General features: G+C 61.6%; 15 protein-coding genes. 10 read left to right on the top strand and 5 right to left on the bottom strand.

The features are described 5' to 3' along the window. Nucleotides 1-20: 20 nt before the first annotated feature. The 4 genes from A2I95_RS12280 to A2I95_RS12295 are packed head-to-tail and all read right to left on the bottom strand — an operon-like array spanning nucleotide 21 to nucleotide 2,730. On the bottom strand, nucleotides 21-1,067 hold the full coding sequence (locus tag A2I95_RS12280) for a MaoC family dehydratase (RefSeq protein WP_291730043.1): 1,047 nt from the start codon (nucleotides 1,065-1,067) through the stop codon (nucleotides 21-23). Next, complete coding sequence (locus A2I95_RS12285) at nucleotides 1,067-1,270, bottom strand: DUF1737 domain-containing protein (RefSeq protein ID WP_027235108.1); 204 nt, start codon at nucleotides 1,268-1,270, stop codon at nucleotides 1,067-1,069. The genes A2I95_RS12280 and A2I95_RS12285 overlap by 1 nt, the downstream gene beginning before the upstream one ends. A gap of 22 nt (nucleotides 1,271-1,292) precedes the next feature. Beyond that, nucleotides 1,293-1,841 (bottom strand): NnrU family protein, encoded by a 549-nt coding sequence (locus A2I95_RS12290; RefSeq protein ID WP_291730044.1) that lies wholly within the window; start codon nucleotides 1,839-1,841, stop codon nucleotides 1,293-1,295. Nucleotides 1,842-1,875: 34 nt separating this feature from the next. After that, on the bottom strand, nucleotides 1,876-2,730 hold the full coding sequence (locus A2I95_RS12295) for a CoA ester lyase (protein WP_291730045.1): 855 nt from the start codon (nucleotides 2,728-2,730) through the stop codon (nucleotides 1,876-1,878). A 350-nt stretch (nucleotides 2,731-3,080) separates the two neighbouring features. Here A2I95_RS12295 and A2I95_RS12300 point away from each other — a divergent pair, with 350 nt between their 5' ends. Continuing rightward, the gene (locus A2I95_RS12300; RefSeq protein WP_291730046.1) at nucleotides 3,081-3,395 is read left to right on the top strand and encodes a hypothetical protein; all 315 of its coding nucleotides are present in this window, start codon (nucleotides 3,081-3,083) and stop codon (nucleotides 3,393-3,395) included. A 93-nt stretch (nucleotides 3,396-3,488) separates the two neighbouring features. Here the strand turns inward: A2I95_RS12300 and A2I95_RS12305 are convergent, their stop codons facing one another. After that, a complete protein-coding gene (locus A2I95_RS12305; protein ID WP_291730047.1) occupies nucleotides 3,489-4,244 on the bottom strand; it encodes a sulfite exporter TauE/SafE family protein in 756 nt (251 codons plus the stop codon). A gap of 157 nt (nucleotides 4,245-4,401) precedes the next feature. Here A2I95_RS12305 and mdh point away from each other — a divergent pair, with 157 nt between their 5' ends. The 9 genes from mdh (at nucleotide 4,402) to A2I95_RS12350 (ending at nucleotide 14,719) form a co-directional block, all read left to right on the top strand. After that, on the top strand, nucleotides 4,402-5,364 hold the full coding sequence (gene mdh / locus A2I95_RS12310; RefSeq protein WP_291730048.1) for a malate dehydrogenase: 963 nt from the start codon (nucleotides 4,402-4,404) through the stop codon (nucleotides 5,362-5,364). Nucleotides 5,365-5,668: 304 nt separating this feature from the next. Further along, a complete protein-coding gene (sucC, locus tag A2I95_RS12315) occupies nucleotides 5,669-6,862 on the top strand; it encodes an ADP-forming succinate--CoA ligase subunit beta (protein ID WP_291730049.1) in 1,194 nt (397 codons plus the stop codon). 8 nt (nucleotides 6,863-6,870) lie between these two features. Then, a complete protein-coding gene (locus A2I95_RS12320; RefSeq protein ID WP_291730050.1) occupies nucleotides 6,871-7,410 on the top strand; it encodes a hypothetical protein in 540 nt (179 codons plus the stop codon). Nucleotides 7,411-7,563: 153 nt separating this feature from the next. Then, a complete protein-coding gene (locus tag A2I95_RS12325) occupies nucleotides 7,564-8,391 on the top strand; it encodes a glycosyltransferase family 25 protein (protein WP_291730051.1) in 828 nt (275 codons plus the stop codon). 13 nt (nucleotides 8,392-8,404) lie between these two features. Beyond that, nucleotides 8,405-9,289: a succinate--CoA ligase subunit alpha gene (sucD, locus tag A2I95_RS12330; protein WP_291730052.1), complete on the top strand. Its 885-nt coding sequence runs from the start codon at nucleotides 8,405-8,407 to the stop codon at nucleotides 9,287-9,289. Between the two features lie 95 nt (nucleotides 9,290-9,384). Beyond that, nucleotides 9,385-9,891 carry a DUF805 domain-containing protein gene (locus tag A2I95_RS12335; RefSeq protein WP_291730053.1) on the top strand — a complete coding sequence of 169 codons (507 nt, stop codon included), beginning with the start codon at nucleotides 9,385-9,387 and terminating at the stop codon, nucleotides 9,889-9,891. Then, nucleotides 9,888-12,839 carry a 2-oxoglutarate dehydrogenase E1 component gene (locus tag A2I95_RS12340; protein WP_291730054.1) on the top strand — a complete coding sequence of 984 codons (2,952 nt, stop codon included), beginning with the start codon at nucleotides 9,888-9,890 and terminating at the stop codon, nucleotides 12,837-12,839. The genes A2I95_RS12335 and A2I95_RS12340 overlap by 4 nt, the downstream gene beginning before the upstream one ends. Nucleotides 12,840-12,851: 12 nt before the next feature. Further along, on the top strand, nucleotides 12,852-14,369 hold the full coding sequence (gene odhB, locus A2I95_RS12345) for a 2-oxoglutarate dehydrogenase complex dihydrolipoyllysine-residue succinyltransferase (RefSeq protein ID WP_291730055.1): 1,518 nt from the start codon (nucleotides 12,852-12,854) through the stop codon (nucleotides 14,367-14,369). A 77-nt stretch (nucleotides 14,370-14,446) separates the two neighbouring features. Continuing rightward, a complete protein-coding gene (locus A2I95_RS12350) occupies nucleotides 14,447-14,719 on the top strand; it encodes a hypothetical protein (RefSeq protein ID WP_291730056.1) in 273 nt (90 codons plus the stop codon). Nucleotides 14,720-14,731 lie beyond the last annotated feature (12 nt).

The following is a 14,731-nucleotide window of genomic DNA, read 5'->3' on the forward strand; positions in this document are numbered from 1 at the left end:
GGGCGGCGCCCCCTCCCCTGTTATTTCGGCATCAAGGCCCAGTAGTCGAGATCGAGCAGCACATCCGGCAAATACTTGCCGTCCTCGCCCTTCAGCTCAAACGGCGTGCCGCCCTTGGTGGCCACCAGCCGCAGCCGGATCGCCCCGACACCCGGTGCGCTTGTGTCCGCCTTGTCCAGCACCTCGGACCAGGCCCGCACCGTCAGCCCCGACAGGCAGGGGTTGGCATGCGCCCCGCCATTCAGCCCCACGATCATCTGCGCATTGGCCAGCCCGTTGAAGGACAGCGTCCGCGCCATCGAAATCACATGGCCCCCGTATATCAGCCGGGTGCCATCCGGGCGCGCTGTACTGTCAAAATGCACCTTGGCGGTGTTCTGCCACAGGCGGGTCGCCATCATGTGCTCGGCTTCCTCGATGGTGACACCATCCACGTGGTCGATGGTCTCGCCCACCTCGTAATCGCCCCAGCGATGCGGCTCGCCTGCCAGAGTGAAATCGTAATTGCTGAAGTCCAGCCCCGCCGGGATCACCAGCTGGCCTGCGGGGATCACCTTGTTCAATTCCGGAATAACCGTCTCAGGTGCCGGGGCATCCAGATCGCCTTTGCGCACCATTACCCAGCGCACGTATTCCATCACGCAGTCATCGCGCTGGTTCAGCCCGCGGGTCCGCACATAAACCACGCCGGACTTGCCGTTGGAGTTCTGCTTCAGGCCGATCACCTCGGATTCCGAGCGCAGCGTGTCGCCGGGATAGACCGGCAGCAGCCAGCGCCCCTCGGCATAGCCGAGGTTCGCCAACGCATTGAGGGAGATGTCCGGCACCGTCTTGCCGAACACCACATGGAAGGCCGCCAGATCATCCAGCGGCGCCGATGGCAGACCAGAGGCCCGGGCAAACTCATCCGAAGAATAGAGCGCATGGCGCGCCGGATAGAGCGCATGGTACAGCGCCCGCTCGCCGCCCGACACCGTGCGCGGCACCGCGTGGCGGATCACTTCGCCGACTGTGTAGTCTTCGAAAAATCTTCCCGGATTTGTCTTGGCCGGATTGGTCTTGGCCATCAGTGTTCTCCCAGTTTGGTCTCAGGCGTGTAGGTTCCGTCCGCCTCCTTCACCACTGCCTGGCCGCAGCGCATGATCCCTTTCACCGGATCAAAGGCCTGGGTCGGGCTTCCGTGCAGCTCCCATCCCTTGTTCAGCGCATCGGTCACCTTGTGGCAGAAGGCAGAGGTGTCGTCCTCGGACAAGAATCGGTAGAGTTTCATGGTGTCCTATCCTGCTATGGGCCTAGCCGCCGAACGGCGACGGGCCGACCATGCCGTGGACGTAGCCGATCACCCCCATCAGGACAATCGAGGCAGCAAGGAACATCCCGTCCTTGGCCAGGGTCCCTTTGGGGCCCGGCTGCCACTCGGGCTCCGACCGGTTGATCACGATGACCTCAGCCACCGCCCAGGCCAGCAGCCCGCCGAACAGCACAAAGGAAGCCGCATCCCAGTTCACCAGCAGATGCGCCACGGCCCACAGCTTGAACCCCGCAAGCATCGGGTGGCGCATACCATTCAGCAGCGCGCCTTTCTTCGGCGCCGGGCTCATCAGATAGATGGCAATCAGAACCAACAGGTTGTTGATGTGACGCAGAAACGGCGGCGGCGCGGCAAGGTCATAGACATCGGCAGAGCGGTAACCCAGCACCATCAGCACAACGCCAGCAACCAGCACCAGCGCCACCACGCCGCGGCCGCCATTGCCCATGGCGGCGCGCTGCTCCGGCGCCAGCCGTTTGAACAAGTGGCCGCCCCACCACAACAGGATGCCTAGAATTAATAGCGCCATATCAGTCTCCCAATGCTGTTAACCGGGTCAACAGCTAGGCCGAAAGCGCGGCGATTGCATCCGCTTTTGCCAGGATCTCACGCGCGGTTACAACATGCAGGTTCTCGACTATCCTGCCATCGACCACGGCCACACCCTGGCCTGCGGCCTGCGCCTCCTCAAAAGCGGCAATCTGGCGGCGGGCAGTCTCGGCCTCGCGCTCGGTCGGGGCAAAGGCTGTATTGGCTGTCTCCACCTGCGCCGGGTGGATCAGGGTCTTGCCGTCAAAGCCCATGTCGCGGCCTTGCGCGCATTCCGCCGATAGCCCCTCAACATCCTTGAACGCGTTGTAAACACCATCGACGATCACCAGCCCCTCGGCTTTGGCAGCCAGCAGGCACAGGCCCAGCCCGGCCATCATCGGCATCCGGTCCGGGCGGAAACGGGTCTGCAGTTCCTTGGCCAGGTCATTGGTGCCCATCACCATGCCCTGCAGCTTGGGATGGGCGGCAATCGCGGCAGCATTCAGCATGCCGCGCGGGGTTTCCATCATCGCCCACAACGGGATACCGCCGGTGATTTCCGCCAGCGCATCCAGGTCTTCAGGCCCGTTCACCTTGGGCAGAAGAATCGCGTCGCAGTCCATTTTTGCCGCCGCAATCGCGTCCTCGCGGCCCCAGACCGTATCCAGCCCGTTGATCCGCACAATCTTTATCCGTGCACCAAAGCCGCCCGCCTCCAACGCCTGGGCCAAGGTCTCGCGGGCATTGGGCTTTTCGTCCACCGATACCGCGTCTTCCAGATCAAAGATCACCGCATCCACCGGCAGGGTTTTGGCCTTCTCCAGCGCGCGTGCGTTGGAGCCGGGAATATACAAAACCGAACGGTAAGGGCGCGCACGCGGGTCCATTAAGGCTCTCCAAAAGTTATTTTGTTGCGTAAAGCGGTACAGATTCGATTGTATACTTTCAAGTACAATTCCGCCGCAGCGCAGCGTAACCTTCCCCGCGAACGCAGCAAGATATTGACAGAATTAGTGATTTTTCAGCGCCCTCTGGGTTAACCACTTATCAGCATCTGATCGCCAAACTGATGGATACCAAGGCACAGGACCCCTGCCGCCACCCCAGGCCGCACCTGTTGCCCGCAGGCATGGGGCCTGCATTTCGAATTGCGTTACACACCGGCCCGCACAGGGATACCGGGGGCTGCCGTCAGGCGCCCCGCTCTGTCCGGCCGTTCCGGAAAGGGTAAAACGAGATGAAAATGACACTTTTCGCACTGCCCGCGGCCCTCGCCGTGCTGACCCTGGCTGCTGCACCTGCCGCCGCGCAAAGCCGCAACTGCGCCCCGCGCGACACAGTGATCAAACGGCTGGCAGAAAAATACGGCGAAAGCCGTCAAAGCATCGGCGTGGGCCAGAAAGGCATGGTGATGGAGACCTTTGCCTCCGAAAACACCGGCAGCTGGACCATCACAGTGACCACACCCAACGGCATGACCTGCCTGGTGGCCTCGGGCCAGTCGTATGAAGTGCTCGCAGAAGCACTGCCGGACACCGACAGCGACGCCTGAGCAGCAGTTATTGAAGCAGGTTTCCAGGCAGCAGGTTAAGCGGCCGGGGACGCCGCGCGGGCTGGCCGCAATGAAAACACTGGCGAGCAGTATTCAGGTCAGCCCGTCCCAGATCAGCTTGGCTCCGGTCACACTCAGCAGCACATAGGTCAGCGCAAAGAACCCGCGCTCCGGGAGGCTGTGATGCAGCCGCACCCCCAGCCAGGCGCCGAGCAGCGCAAAGGGCGCCAGCAGCAGATCAAGCTTCAGCGTCTCCCAAGTGAACATCCCCAGCCAGGCATAGGGAACCGCCTTGGCGATATTGACCGCCCAGAAGATCAGCACGGTGCTGGCCTGATATTCGGTCTTGCGCAACTTCAGGCTGAGGAGATAAACCGCGGCCGGCGGCCCGCCCGCATGGCTGACAAAACTGGTAAACCCGACAGCCACCCCGGCAAGCAGTCCGGTGCGGTCAGAAAGCTGTGCGGCAGACAGGCTGCCAAACCCAAGCCACCCGCGCAGCTGCCACAGCACAAACCCGATTGAGACCGCACCGATCAGAACCCGCATCGCATCGTCATTCACCGCCGAGTACAGCCAGGCGCCCAGCCCGACACCCGGCAGCCCGCCCGCGATCAGCAACAGCGAGGCGCGCAGATTCCAGCGGCCCCAATAGGGTTTCAGATTGGCCAGATCGATCAGCATCAACAGCGGCAGCATCAGCGCCAAGGCCGCGCCCGGCTCAATCACCAGCGCCAGAATCGACGCCGAAGCAAAGGCCGCGCCGGACCCGAAACCGCTCTTGGACACGCCCGCAAAAACGACTGCCGGGATGGCAAAAACGAAAAACATAGCGTCAAATGCCATCATTGCCCGCCCTCGAAAGCCCTGAATTACACGCCCTTTAGCGATACCAGCGCAGCATACACAAGTATACCGAACCCTTTGCCGCAGCGCGGAACCCTTGCACGGCGGGCCGTTACGCCGTAGGCATCAGGAAATTTCAACCGGACCGGAGACATTCCCAATGGCACGACCCAAAATCGCCCTCATCGGCGCAGGTCAGATCGGCGGCACCCTCGCACATCTCGCAGCCCTCAAGGAACTCGGCGACGTCGTGCTCTTTGACATCGCCGAAGGCACCCCCGAAGGCAAGGCGCTGGACATCGCACAATCCGGTCCTTCCGAAGGCTTTGACGCCAGCCTCAAAGGCACACAGTCCTATGAGGACATTGCAGGCGCCGACGTCTGCATCGTGACTGCCGGCGTGCCGCGCAAGCCGGGCATGAGCCGCGACGATCTGCTGGGCATCAACCTGAAGGTGATGAAGTCCGTCGGCGAAGGCATCCGCGACCACGCGCCGGACGCATTTGTGATCTGCATCACCAACCCGCTGGACGCGATGGTCTGGGCCCTGCGCGAATTCTCAGGCCTGCCCCACGCCAAGGTCTGCGGCATGGCCGGCGTGCTGGACTCTGCCCGCTTCCGTCACTTCCTGGCCGAAGAATTCAACGTCTCCATGAAAGACGTCACCGCATTCGTGCTGGGCGGCCATGGCGACACAATGGTGCCCTCCGTGCGCTATTCCACGGTGGCCGGCATCCCGTTGCCCGACCTGGTCAAAATGGGCTGGACCACCCAGGAGCGCCTGGACGCCATCCTGCAGCGTACCCGTGACGGCGGCGCCGAAATCGTCGGCCTGCTGAAAACCGGCTCCGCCTTTTATGCACCGGCAACCAGCGCCATCGAAATGGCCGAAGCCTACCTGAAAGATCAGAAGCGCGTGCTGCCCTGTGCTGCTTATTGCGACGGCGAGATCGGCGTGAAGGGCATGTATGTGGGTGTCCCCACCGTGATCGGCGCCGGCGGCATCGAGAAGGTTGTGAACATCCAGTTGAACGAGGAAGAGCAAGTCATGTTCGACAACTCGGTCAATGCTGTGAAAGGCCTGGTCGAGGCCTGCAAAGGTATCGACAGCTCGCTGGCCTGAGCCAAAAAGCCTTGAACAGATCAGGGGGTCCGCTTTTGGCGGGCCCCTTTTCTTTTGCTGCGGCGCTCCCGGTGCGGCGATTGACGCTTTTGATATATGAAGCGGCGGTAGCAATGGATGGCTGTTACCGTCGAATCACTGCCGTTAAGCTTCCGATAATTTGTGATCACACCCTCAAAAACCGTGATCACAAATCTCGAAAATCTTCACCATTTCCCCATTCCCTGTCAAAAAAGCCTTTAACACTTGGCTTTAAGACGGCCTATTGAAGCCAGACAATTGCAGCCAGACGGGACAGTTTCAGATGAACATCCACGAATATCAGGCAAAAGCCCTCCTTCGCAGCTACGGTGCCCCGGTGTCAGACGGCAAGGTGGTGCTGAAAGCCGAGGACGCCAAAACCGCCGCCGGTGAACTGGACGGCCCGCTGTGGGTGGTCAAGGCACAGATCCACGCAGGCGGCCGCGGCAAGGGTTCCTTCAAGGAAGCAGACGCTGGCGAAAAAGGCGGTGTGCGCCTGACCAAATCGGTGGAGGAAGCGGCCGAGGAAGCCAAGAAGATGCTGGGCCGCACCCTGGTCACCCATCAGACCGGCCCCGCGGGCAAGCAGGTGAACCGCATCTACATCGAGGCCGGCTCCGGCATCCAGACCGAGCTGTACCTCGCACTGCTGGTGGACCGCCAGACCTCGCGCATCTCCTTTGTCTGCTCGACCGAAGGCGGCATGGACATCGAGGAAGTGGCCGCAGCCACCCCGGAAAAGATCCTGTCGTTCAGCGTCGACCCTGCCACCGGCTACCAGCCCTACCATGGCCGCCGCATTGCCTTCTCGCTCGGCCTGGAAGGTGCGCAGGTCAAGCAATGCGTCAAACTGATGGGCCAGCTTTATCAGGCCTTTGTCGACAAAGACATGGAGATGCTGGAGATCAACCCGCTGATCGTGGGTGACGACGGCGCGCTCAAGGTGCTGGACGCCAAGGTCGGCTTTGACGGCAACGCGGTCTACCGCCACGCCGACGTGGCAGAGCTGCGCGACACCACCGAGGAAGACCCGAAAGAGCTGGAAGCCTCCAAATACGACCTGAACTATATCGCGCTGGATGGTGAGATCGGCTGCATGGTGAACGGTGCGGGGCTGGCGATGGCCACCATGGACATCATCAAGCTCTATGGTGCTGAGCCTGCCAACTTCCTTGACGTGGGCGGCGGCGCCACCAAGGAGAAGGTGACCGAGGCCTTCAAGATCATCACCTCCGACCCGCAGGTCAAAGGTATTCTCGTGAACATCTTCGGCGGCATCATGCGCTGCGACGTCATCGCCGAGGGCGTGGTTGCCGCGGTCAAGGAAGTCGGCTTGAAGGTGCCGCTGGTGGTCCGCCTGGAGGGCACCAACGTCGAGAAAGGCAAGGAGATAATCAACACTTCCGGCCTCGACGTGATCGCCGCCGACAACCTGAAAGACGGCGCCGAGAAGATCGTGAAAGCGGTGAAGGGTTGAGCGGACCTATGAAAAAGGTCATTGCAACCGGCACTCTTGCGGTGTTGTTGGCGGCCTGCAATGTGTCGACTGATCAGGTATCGAAGGCGCCGCAACCTGCAGCTTCGACTCAAAAAGCCGCTGCCTTCAGATCTGAGATGCCCAGAGTCATTGAAGCATGCGTTGCACTTGGCAAGGATAACCCGGCAAAGTTCAATGGTTTGAAAGCTGCTGGGTTTAAGGGCCTTGGCAACTTCAGGCGTTGGGAAATCGGCTCGCCGGCCTCAGGTTTGCTGCTACTGAGCAATGGGGGATCCTATTGCAAAGTCGGCAACTTTGAAGGGCCTCATGCCGCGCCTGTTTCTCTGCCTAATGTTTTGTTCTCAAGCCTGTCAAAGCTCGGTTTTAAGAAGCAAACACGGAAAGACCGCAGAGGCCGCGCCGAAGAGTATTTTGTAAGAGGCAACGACGTGCTGTGGGTTGACCAAAAGGTAACGCACCGCACCGAGCATGGCTTGACTTCAAAAACAATAACTCTGCGAAGCGTGGACGATTCCCAGCCGTTGTAGGGGATTGGGGGAGGTCGAAACCGACTTCCCCCGCAAACTAAAACTTGCAGGAGCCAACTCAATGGCAGCCCACACTGGCGAAAACAAACAGCGCTCTTGTCAGCGCCTCCCCGAAATACCGGGTGAATTCGCCTTGAGACAGGACAGCAACCAATGAAAGCCGCCGTCTACCTCATAGGCTTGCAGCAGGCCACGGGCCGGGCGGAGCTGATGCAGCGGGAGCTGGATCAGGCCGGGCTCACGGCCACGCGGATTGACGCGGTGGACAGCACTGAGGTCTTCCGCGAGGAGATGCTCAAGCAATGCGCCTCCGAGGGCAACTGGGGCTATTTCCAGACCAAGGACATGGCCTGCACCCTCAGCCATGCCAAGGCCTGGGAGGCGTTGCTGGGATCAGATGCCGATGTGGCGCTGATCCTGGAGGATGACGTCTTTCTGTCGCCCGACACCGGCGCCTGGCTGCAGGACCTGTCCTGGTGGCCGCAAGACGCCGGCATCGTCAAGTTTGAACGCTGGCGGGCCAAAAAACTGCAGGTCGCTCTTGGCAAGGATGGCTTCACCCATCTGGGCCGCGAGGTGCGCCAGATGCTGTCGCGCCACGCGGGCGGTGCGGCCTATGCGATCTCCCGCCGGGCGGCGCAGCATCTCTTGGACAGCCGTCCGTTCGAAATCACCCTGGACAACCTCCTGTTCAACTTTGACGCCTCAAAGCCTGCGCGCGGCATCAAGGTATATCAGGTCCAGCCCGCATTGGCCGAACAGGGCAACGAGGCCCCCGGCGAACATGCCATCGGCCCGGCGCGCCACCGCCCCAAGGGCTGGCCGCTGATCCGCCAGAAACTCCGGCGCGGGATCTATGAATTCCGCGGCGGCTTCAGAGTATTTCCCAGTGTGGTCCTGGGGCGGGCCACCCTCGAAAAAATCCGCTTCGACGGCCGCTCCCTGGCCACCCCGCAGAACCAACAGACACATACCGCTTGAAGGAACCGACATCATGGCAGTCCTCATCGACGAAAACACCAAAGTTATCTGTCAGGGCTTCACCGGCTCGCAGGGCACTTTCCACTCCGAACAGGCCATCGCCTATGGCACCAAGATGGTCGGCGGCGTCACCCCTGGAAAAGGCGGCATGGAGCATCTGGGCCTGCCGGTCTTCAACTCCGTGCATGAAGCCAAGCATGTGACCGAAGCCAATGCCTCAGTGATCTACGTACCGCCGCCGTTTGCCGCCGACTCGATCCTCGAGGCGATCGACGCCGAGATGGAAGTGATCGTCGCGATCACCGAAGGCATCCCGGTGCTCGACATGATGCGGGTGAAGCGGGCGCTGGAGAACTCCTCCTCGATCCTGATCGGCCCGAATTGCCCTGGCGTGATCACGCCCGATGCCTGCAAGATCGGCATCATGCCCGGCCATATCCACCGCCGCGGCTCGGTCGGCGTCGTGTCCCGCTCCGGCACCCTGACCTATGAGGCCGTGAAGCAGACCACCGATGTGGGCCTCGGCCAATCCACCTGCGTCGGCATCGGCGGCGACCCGATCAAGGGCACCGAGCATATCGACGTGCTGGAATGGTTCCTGGCCGACGACGAGACCGAGAGCATCATCATGATCGGTGAAATCGGCGGCTCCGCCGAGGAAGAAGCCGCCCAGTTCCTGGCCGATGAAGCCAAGAAAGGCCGCAAGAAGCCGGTTGCAGGCTTCATTGCCGGCCGCACCGCCCCTCCAGGCCGCCGCATGGGCCACGCGGGCGCAATTGTCGCCGGCGGCAAAGGCGGCGCCGAAGACAAGATCGAAGCGATGAAATCCGCAGGAATCGTGGTTGCCGAAAGCCCGGCGGGCCTCGGCGAAGCGGTTCTGAAAGCGATCGGCAAGTAATATGGACGCAAGCCGGAGTAATCTACGGCTCGCCGGGCCTGCCCTTTCTAGGGGCAGGCATTCCCCCTTTCTCCGATGCGGTTTCCCCTAAGCCCATGAGCATCCCAAGAACCATATTCCAGGAGCTTGTCGGCAGACTGAATTTCCGCGGGCGCACAACCCGTTCGAACTTTTGGCTTTTCGCACCTTTTGGCCTTCTGTTGCCTGTTTCCGCCTACCCGTTTTCGAAGAGATTCCTTAACGTGGACTACCCTTCTATTGGCGTGCTGATGCTAACCTTCGCAGTCTTTGTTCCGTTGCTCGCCTCGGCCACACGGCGGCTGCAAGACACAGGCGAGCCTGGACATAGCGTTTTACTCCCGTTTACGCCAATCGCGTATTTCTTTGTTTCAATGATGTTTTGGGGGCTTAGCTTTGACACACTCCTGGGGGGTATTCCTATCCTGATTGCCTACCTCTTGGTTGCTCTCTACTGGCTGATCTTTCCTATTGTTCTTCTGGTGTCGTTCCTTTGGATCGGCCCACTCGTAGGGCAGTTAATACTGCCCTCCCAACCCGGTCCCAACAAATACGGTCCCAACCTGCAAGAGGCACCCCAATGACCGAACAAAGCCCAAACGACCTCTTCCGCGCCTCCTCTTTCATGCAGGGGCACAATGCGGAGTATCTGGAGCAGCTTTATGCCCAATACGCCAATGACCCGAACGCGGTGGATGCTGCCTGGGCCGAGTTCTTCCGCCAGATGGGCGATGCCGAACTGGACGTGAAGGCGGAGGCCAAGGGCCCGTCCTGGGCGCGCAACGACTGGCCGCCGGCGCTGGATGACGATCTCACCGGCGCGCTGACCGGCGAATGGCCTGCCCCGGCCGAGACCAAGGGCGCGGGCAAGAAGATCAGGGACAAGGCCTCCGCCAAGGGCGTCGAGGTCACCGACGATCAGGTCCAGCGCGCCGTGCTGGACTCGATCCGGGCGCTGATGCTGATCCGCGCCTACCGGATCCGCGGCCATCTGGCAGCGGACCTGGATCCGCTGGGCATGCGTGCCGCCTCTGCCCACCCGGAACTGGACCCGAAATCCTATGGCTTCACCGACGGTGACATGGACCGGCCGATTTTCATCGACAACGTGCTGGGTCTGCAGGTCGCGACCATGCGCCAGATCGTCGACATCGTGAAGCGCACCTATTGCGGCACCTTTGCGCTGCAGTACATGCATATTTCCAACCCCGAGCAATCCGCCTGGCTGAAGGAGCGGATCGAGGGCTACGACAAGGAAATCCGTTTCACCCGCGAGGGCCGCAAGGCGATCCTCAACAAGATGGTCGAGGCCGAAGGCTTCGAGAAATTCCTGCACGTCAAATACACCGGCACCAAGCGGTTCGGCCTGGATGGCGGCGAGAGCCTCATTCCAGCGATGGAGCAGATCATCAAGCGCGGCGGCGCGCTGGGGGTGCGCGACATCGTGATCGGCATGCCGCACCGCGGCCGGCTGTCGGTGCTGGCCAATGTGATGCAAAAACCCTACCGGGCGATCTTCAACGAGTTCCAGGGCGGCAGTTTCAAGCCCGAGGACGTGGATGGCTCCGGCGACGTGAAATACCACCTTGGCGCCTCGTCCGACCGTTCGTTCGATGGCAACAACGTGCATCTTTCGCTAACCGCCAACCCCTCGCATCTTGAGGCGGTGAACCCGGTGGTTCTGGGCAAGGTCCGCGCCAAACAGGACCAACTGGGTGACACCGACCGCAGCCAGGTGCTGCCGATCCTGCTGCACGGCGACGCGGCCTTTGCCGGACAGGGCGTGGTGGCGGAGTGCTTTGCGCTGTCGGGCCTGCGCGGCCACAAGGCCGGCGGCACCATGCATATCGTGGTGAACAACCAGATCGGTTTCACCACGGCACCGCATTTCTCGCGCTCCTCGCCCTACCCCACCGACAACGCGCTGGTGGTCGAGGCGCCGATTTTCCACGTCAATGGCGACGACCCCGAGGCCGTGGTGCATGCTGCCCGCGTCGCCACCGAGTTTCGCCAGAAGTTCCACAAGGACGTGGTGCTCGACATCTTCTGCTACCGCCGCTTCGGTCACAACGAAGGCGACGAGCCGATGTTCACCAACCCGTTGATGTACAAGAAGATCAAGGGCCACAAGACCACGCTGACGCTCTACACCGACCGGCTGGTCAAGGATGGTCTGATCCCCGAGGGCGAGATCGAGGACATGAAGGCTGCCTTCCAGGCGCATCTCAACGAAGAATTCGAGACCGGCAAAAATTACAAACCCAACAAGGCCGACTGGCTGGACGGGCGCTGGTCGCATCTGGACAAGAAAGACGCCGACTACCAGCGCGGCCGCACTGCGATCGCTCCGGAAACCCTGTCCGAAATCGGCGCCTCGCTCAGCCGGGTGCCCGATGGTTTCCCGATGCACCGCACCGTTGGACGCTTCCTGGATGCCCGCGGCAAGATGTTTGAAACCGGCCAGGGCTTTGACTGGGCAACGGGCGAGGCGATGGCCTTTGGCTCGCTCCTGCTGGAAGGTTATCCAGTGCGCCTCGCAGGCCAGGATGCCACCCGCGGCACCTTCTCGCAGCGCCATTCCGGCATCGTCAATCAGGAGACCGAGGAGCGCTACTATCCGCTCAACAACATCCGCGCGGGTCAGTCGCATTACGACGTGATCGACTCGGCGCTGTCGGAATATGCGGTGCTGGGGTTTGAGTACGGCTACTCGCTGGCTGAACCCAACGCGCTGACCCTGTGGGAAGCCCAGTTCGGCGATTTCGCCAATGGCGCCCAGATCATGTTCGACCAGTTCATCTCCTCAGGCGAGTCGAAATGGCTGCGGATGTCCGGCCTTGTGTGCCTGCTGCCGCACGGGTTCGAGGGCCAGGGCCCGGAGCACTCCTCAGCCCGGCTTGAACGCTTCCTGCAGATGTGCGGCCAGGATAACTGGATCGTGGCCAACTGCACCACGCCTGCGAACTATTTCCACATCCTGCGCCGCCAGCTGCACCGCACCTTCCGCAAGCCGCTGATCATGATGACCCCGAAATCGCTGCTGCGCCACAAGCTGGCGGTCTCCAAGGCAGAGGAATTCACCACCGGCTCTAGCTTCCACCGGGTGCTGTGGGATGACGCCCAGCACGGCAATTCGGACACGCAGCTGGTACCGGACGACAAGATCAAGCGCGTCGTCATGTGCTCGGGCAAGGTCTATTACGACCTGCTGGAAGAGCGCGACGCCCGCGGCATTGATGACGTCTACCTGATGCGGGTCGAACAGTTCTATCCGTTCCCGGCGATCTCGATGGTGAAGGAGCTGGAACGCTTCAAGCAGGCGGAAATGGTCTGGTGCCAGGAAGAGCCCAAAAACCAGGGCGCCTGGAGCTTCATCGAGCCCAACATCGAATGGGTGCTGACCCGTATCAAGGCCAAGCATACCCGGCCCGTCTATGCCGGCCGCGCCACCTCGGCCTCTCCTGCAACCGGCCTGGCCAGCCAGCACAAAGCCCAACAAGCAGCCCTCGTCAACGAAGCGCTGAGCATCTGAGGATAAAGAGACATGACAACCGAAGTCCGCGTACCCACCCTGGGCGAATCCGTGACCGAGGCCACCGTGGCCACCTGGTTCAAGAAACCCGGCGACGCCGTCAATGCCGATGAAATGCTCTGCGAGCTGGAAACCGACAAGGTGACGGTCGAGGTGCCCTCGCCCGCATCGGGCCAGCTGGCCGATATCGTCGCCGCCGAAGGCGACACCGTCGGCGTTGACGCGCTGCTCGCCAATATCGCCGAGTCCGGCAGCGCCGGCCCCGAGACCATCAAGCCCAAGGCCAATGCCCCGGCAACCGCAGAGACGCCGGACGAGGCTGCCAGCACCGACATCACCGTGCCCGCCCTGGGTGAGTCGGTTTCCGAGGCCACCGTCTCCACCTGGTTCAAGAAGGTCGGCGACAGCGTCGCCCAGGACGAAATGCTGTGCGAGCTGGAAACCGACAAGGTCTCGGTTGAGGTGCCCTCCCCCGCTGCCGGCGTGCTGGCGGAAATCACCGCAGGCGAAGGCGAAACCGTCGCCGCTTCGGCCAAGCTCGGCGTGATCTCCGGCTCTGCATCCGGCGCGGCTGCAGCTCCAGCAAGTGAAAAGGCTCCGGCAGAAACCGCGGCAGAAACAGCCAAGGACGTGGCAAACGCCCCCTCCGCTGAAAAGGCAATGGCCGAGGCAGGCCTCAATGCATCGCAAGTCACCGGCAGTGGCCGTGACGGACGCATCATGAAGGAAGACGTTGCCGCAGCTGTGGCTGCGGCCAAGGCCGCACCGCCTGCCGCTCCAGCCGCACCGGCACCGGCCCAGTTGCGCGGGCCTGTAACGGCCGATGACGCGGCGCGCGAGGAACGGGTGAAGATGACCCGCCTGCGCCAGACCATCGCCAAGCGCCTGAAGGACAGCCAGAACACCGCCGCCATGCTCACCACTTACAACGAGGTCGACATGACCGAGGTGATGGCCCTGCGCAACGAGTACAAAGACCTGTTCCAGAAGAAGCACGGTGTGAAACTGGGCTTCATGTCCTTCTTCACCAAGGCCTGCTGCCACGCGCTGAAGGAAGTGCCGGAAGTCAATGCCGAGATCGACGGCACCGACATCGTCTATAAGAACTTCGTGCACATGGGCGTTGCCGCAGGCACTCCGACGGGCCTGGTTGTGCCGGTGATCCGCGACGCCGATGCGATGTCCTTTGCAGCGATCGAGAAGGCGATTGCCGAAAAAGGCGCCCGCGCCCGCGACGGCAAACTGTCGATGGCCGAGATGCAGGGCGGCACCTTCACCATCTCCAATGGCGGCGTTTACGGCTCTCTGATGTCCTCGCCGATCCTGAACCCGCCGCAGTCCGGCATCCTCGGCATGCACAAGATCCAGGACCGCCCGATGGCGATCAATGGCAAGGTGGAAATCCGCCCGATGATGTATCTGGCGCTGTCCTATGACCACCGCATCGTCGACGGCAAAGGCGCCGTGACCTTCTTGGTCCGCGTCAAGGAAGCCCTCGAGGATCCGCGGCGCCTGCTGATGGATCTGTAAACCCGGCAACATCGCCCCAGGCCGGAAACCGGCCTGGGGTCAAAGAGACCATAAATAATTTCGTGCCAGAGATTTAAATGAGCTATCAGCCTGAACCAAATCCGGAACAGGAATTTCCAAAGCTCTTCGCTTTGAAGCGCCGACTTGTCTCATTCAAGAAGCTGCAACCGGCTGCGTTCTGGTTCCGAGCCTGGTTGCTGGTTACGGCCATAGTGCTGCCCATATGGCTGGCTTCCGGTTTCGAAGGCTTCAAGAAACCCAGCCATAAAGCTTTCCTAGCGATCGCATTTGCGGGCTGGGTTTATCCTTTTGCCGTTTGGATCAAACAGCACACAGGGCAGAGGCGATGAAGTTGATGCCCG

This window comes from Leisingera sp. F5 (assembly GCF_001593695.1).

Excerpts from the sequence above, each read along its gene's own strand:
- A2I95_RS12280 (WP_291730043.1), bottom strand. The coding sequence starts at position 1,067 with ATGGCCAAGACCAATCCGGCCAAGACAAATCCGGGAAGATTTTTCGAA.
- A2I95_RS12285 (WP_027235108.1), bottom strand. The coding sequence starts at position 1,270 with ATGAAACTCTACCGATTCTTGTCCGAGGACGACACCTCTGCCTTCTGC.
- A2I95_RS12290 (WP_291730044.1), bottom strand. The coding sequence starts at position 1,841 with ATGGCGCTATTAATTCTAGGCATCCTGTTGTGGTGGGGCGGCCACTTG.
- A2I95_RS12295 (WP_291730045.1), bottom strand. The coding sequence starts at position 2,730 with ATGGACCCGCGTGCGCGCCCTTACCGTTCGGTTTTGTATATTCCCGGC.
- A2I95_RS12300 (WP_291730046.1), top strand. The coding sequence starts at position 3,081 with ATGAAAATGACACTTTTCGCACTGCCCGCGGCCCTCGCCGTGCTGACC.
- A2I95_RS12305 (WP_291730047.1), bottom strand. The coding sequence starts at position 4,244 with ATGATGGCATTTGACGCTATGTTTTTCGTTTTTGCCATCCCGGCAGTC.
- mdh (WP_291730048.1), top strand. The coding sequence starts at position 4,402 with ATGGCACGACCCAAAATCGCCCTCATCGGCGCAGGTCAGATCGGCGGC.
- sucC (WP_291730049.1), top strand. The coding sequence starts at position 5,669 with ATGAACATCCACGAATATCAGGCAAAAGCCCTCCTTCGCAGCTACGGT.
- A2I95_RS12320 (WP_291730050.1), top strand. The coding sequence starts at position 6,871 with ATGAAAAAGGTCATTGCAACCGGCACTCTTGCGGTGTTGTTGGCGGCC.
- A2I95_RS12325 (WP_291730051.1), top strand. The coding sequence starts at position 7,564 with ATGAAAGCCGCCGTCTACCTCATAGGCTTGCAGCAGGCCACGGGCCGG.
- sucD (WP_291730052.1), top strand. The coding sequence starts at position 8,405 with ATGGCAGTCCTCATCGACGAAAACACCAAAGTTATCTGTCAGGGCTTC.
- A2I95_RS12335 (WP_291730053.1), top strand. The coding sequence starts at position 9,385 with ATGAGCATCCCAAGAACCATATTCCAGGAGCTTGTCGGCAGACTGAAT.
- A2I95_RS12340 (WP_291730054.1), top strand. The coding sequence starts at position 9,888 with ATGACCGAACAAAGCCCAAACGACCTCTTCCGCGCCTCCTCTTTCATG.
- odhB (WP_291730055.1), top strand. The coding sequence starts at position 12,852 with ATGACAACCGAAGTCCGCGTACCCACCCTGGGCGAATCCGTGACCGAG.
- A2I95_RS12350 (WP_291730056.1), top strand. The coding sequence starts at position 14,447 with ATGAGCTATCAGCCTGAACCAAATCCGGAACAGGAATTTCCAAAGCTC.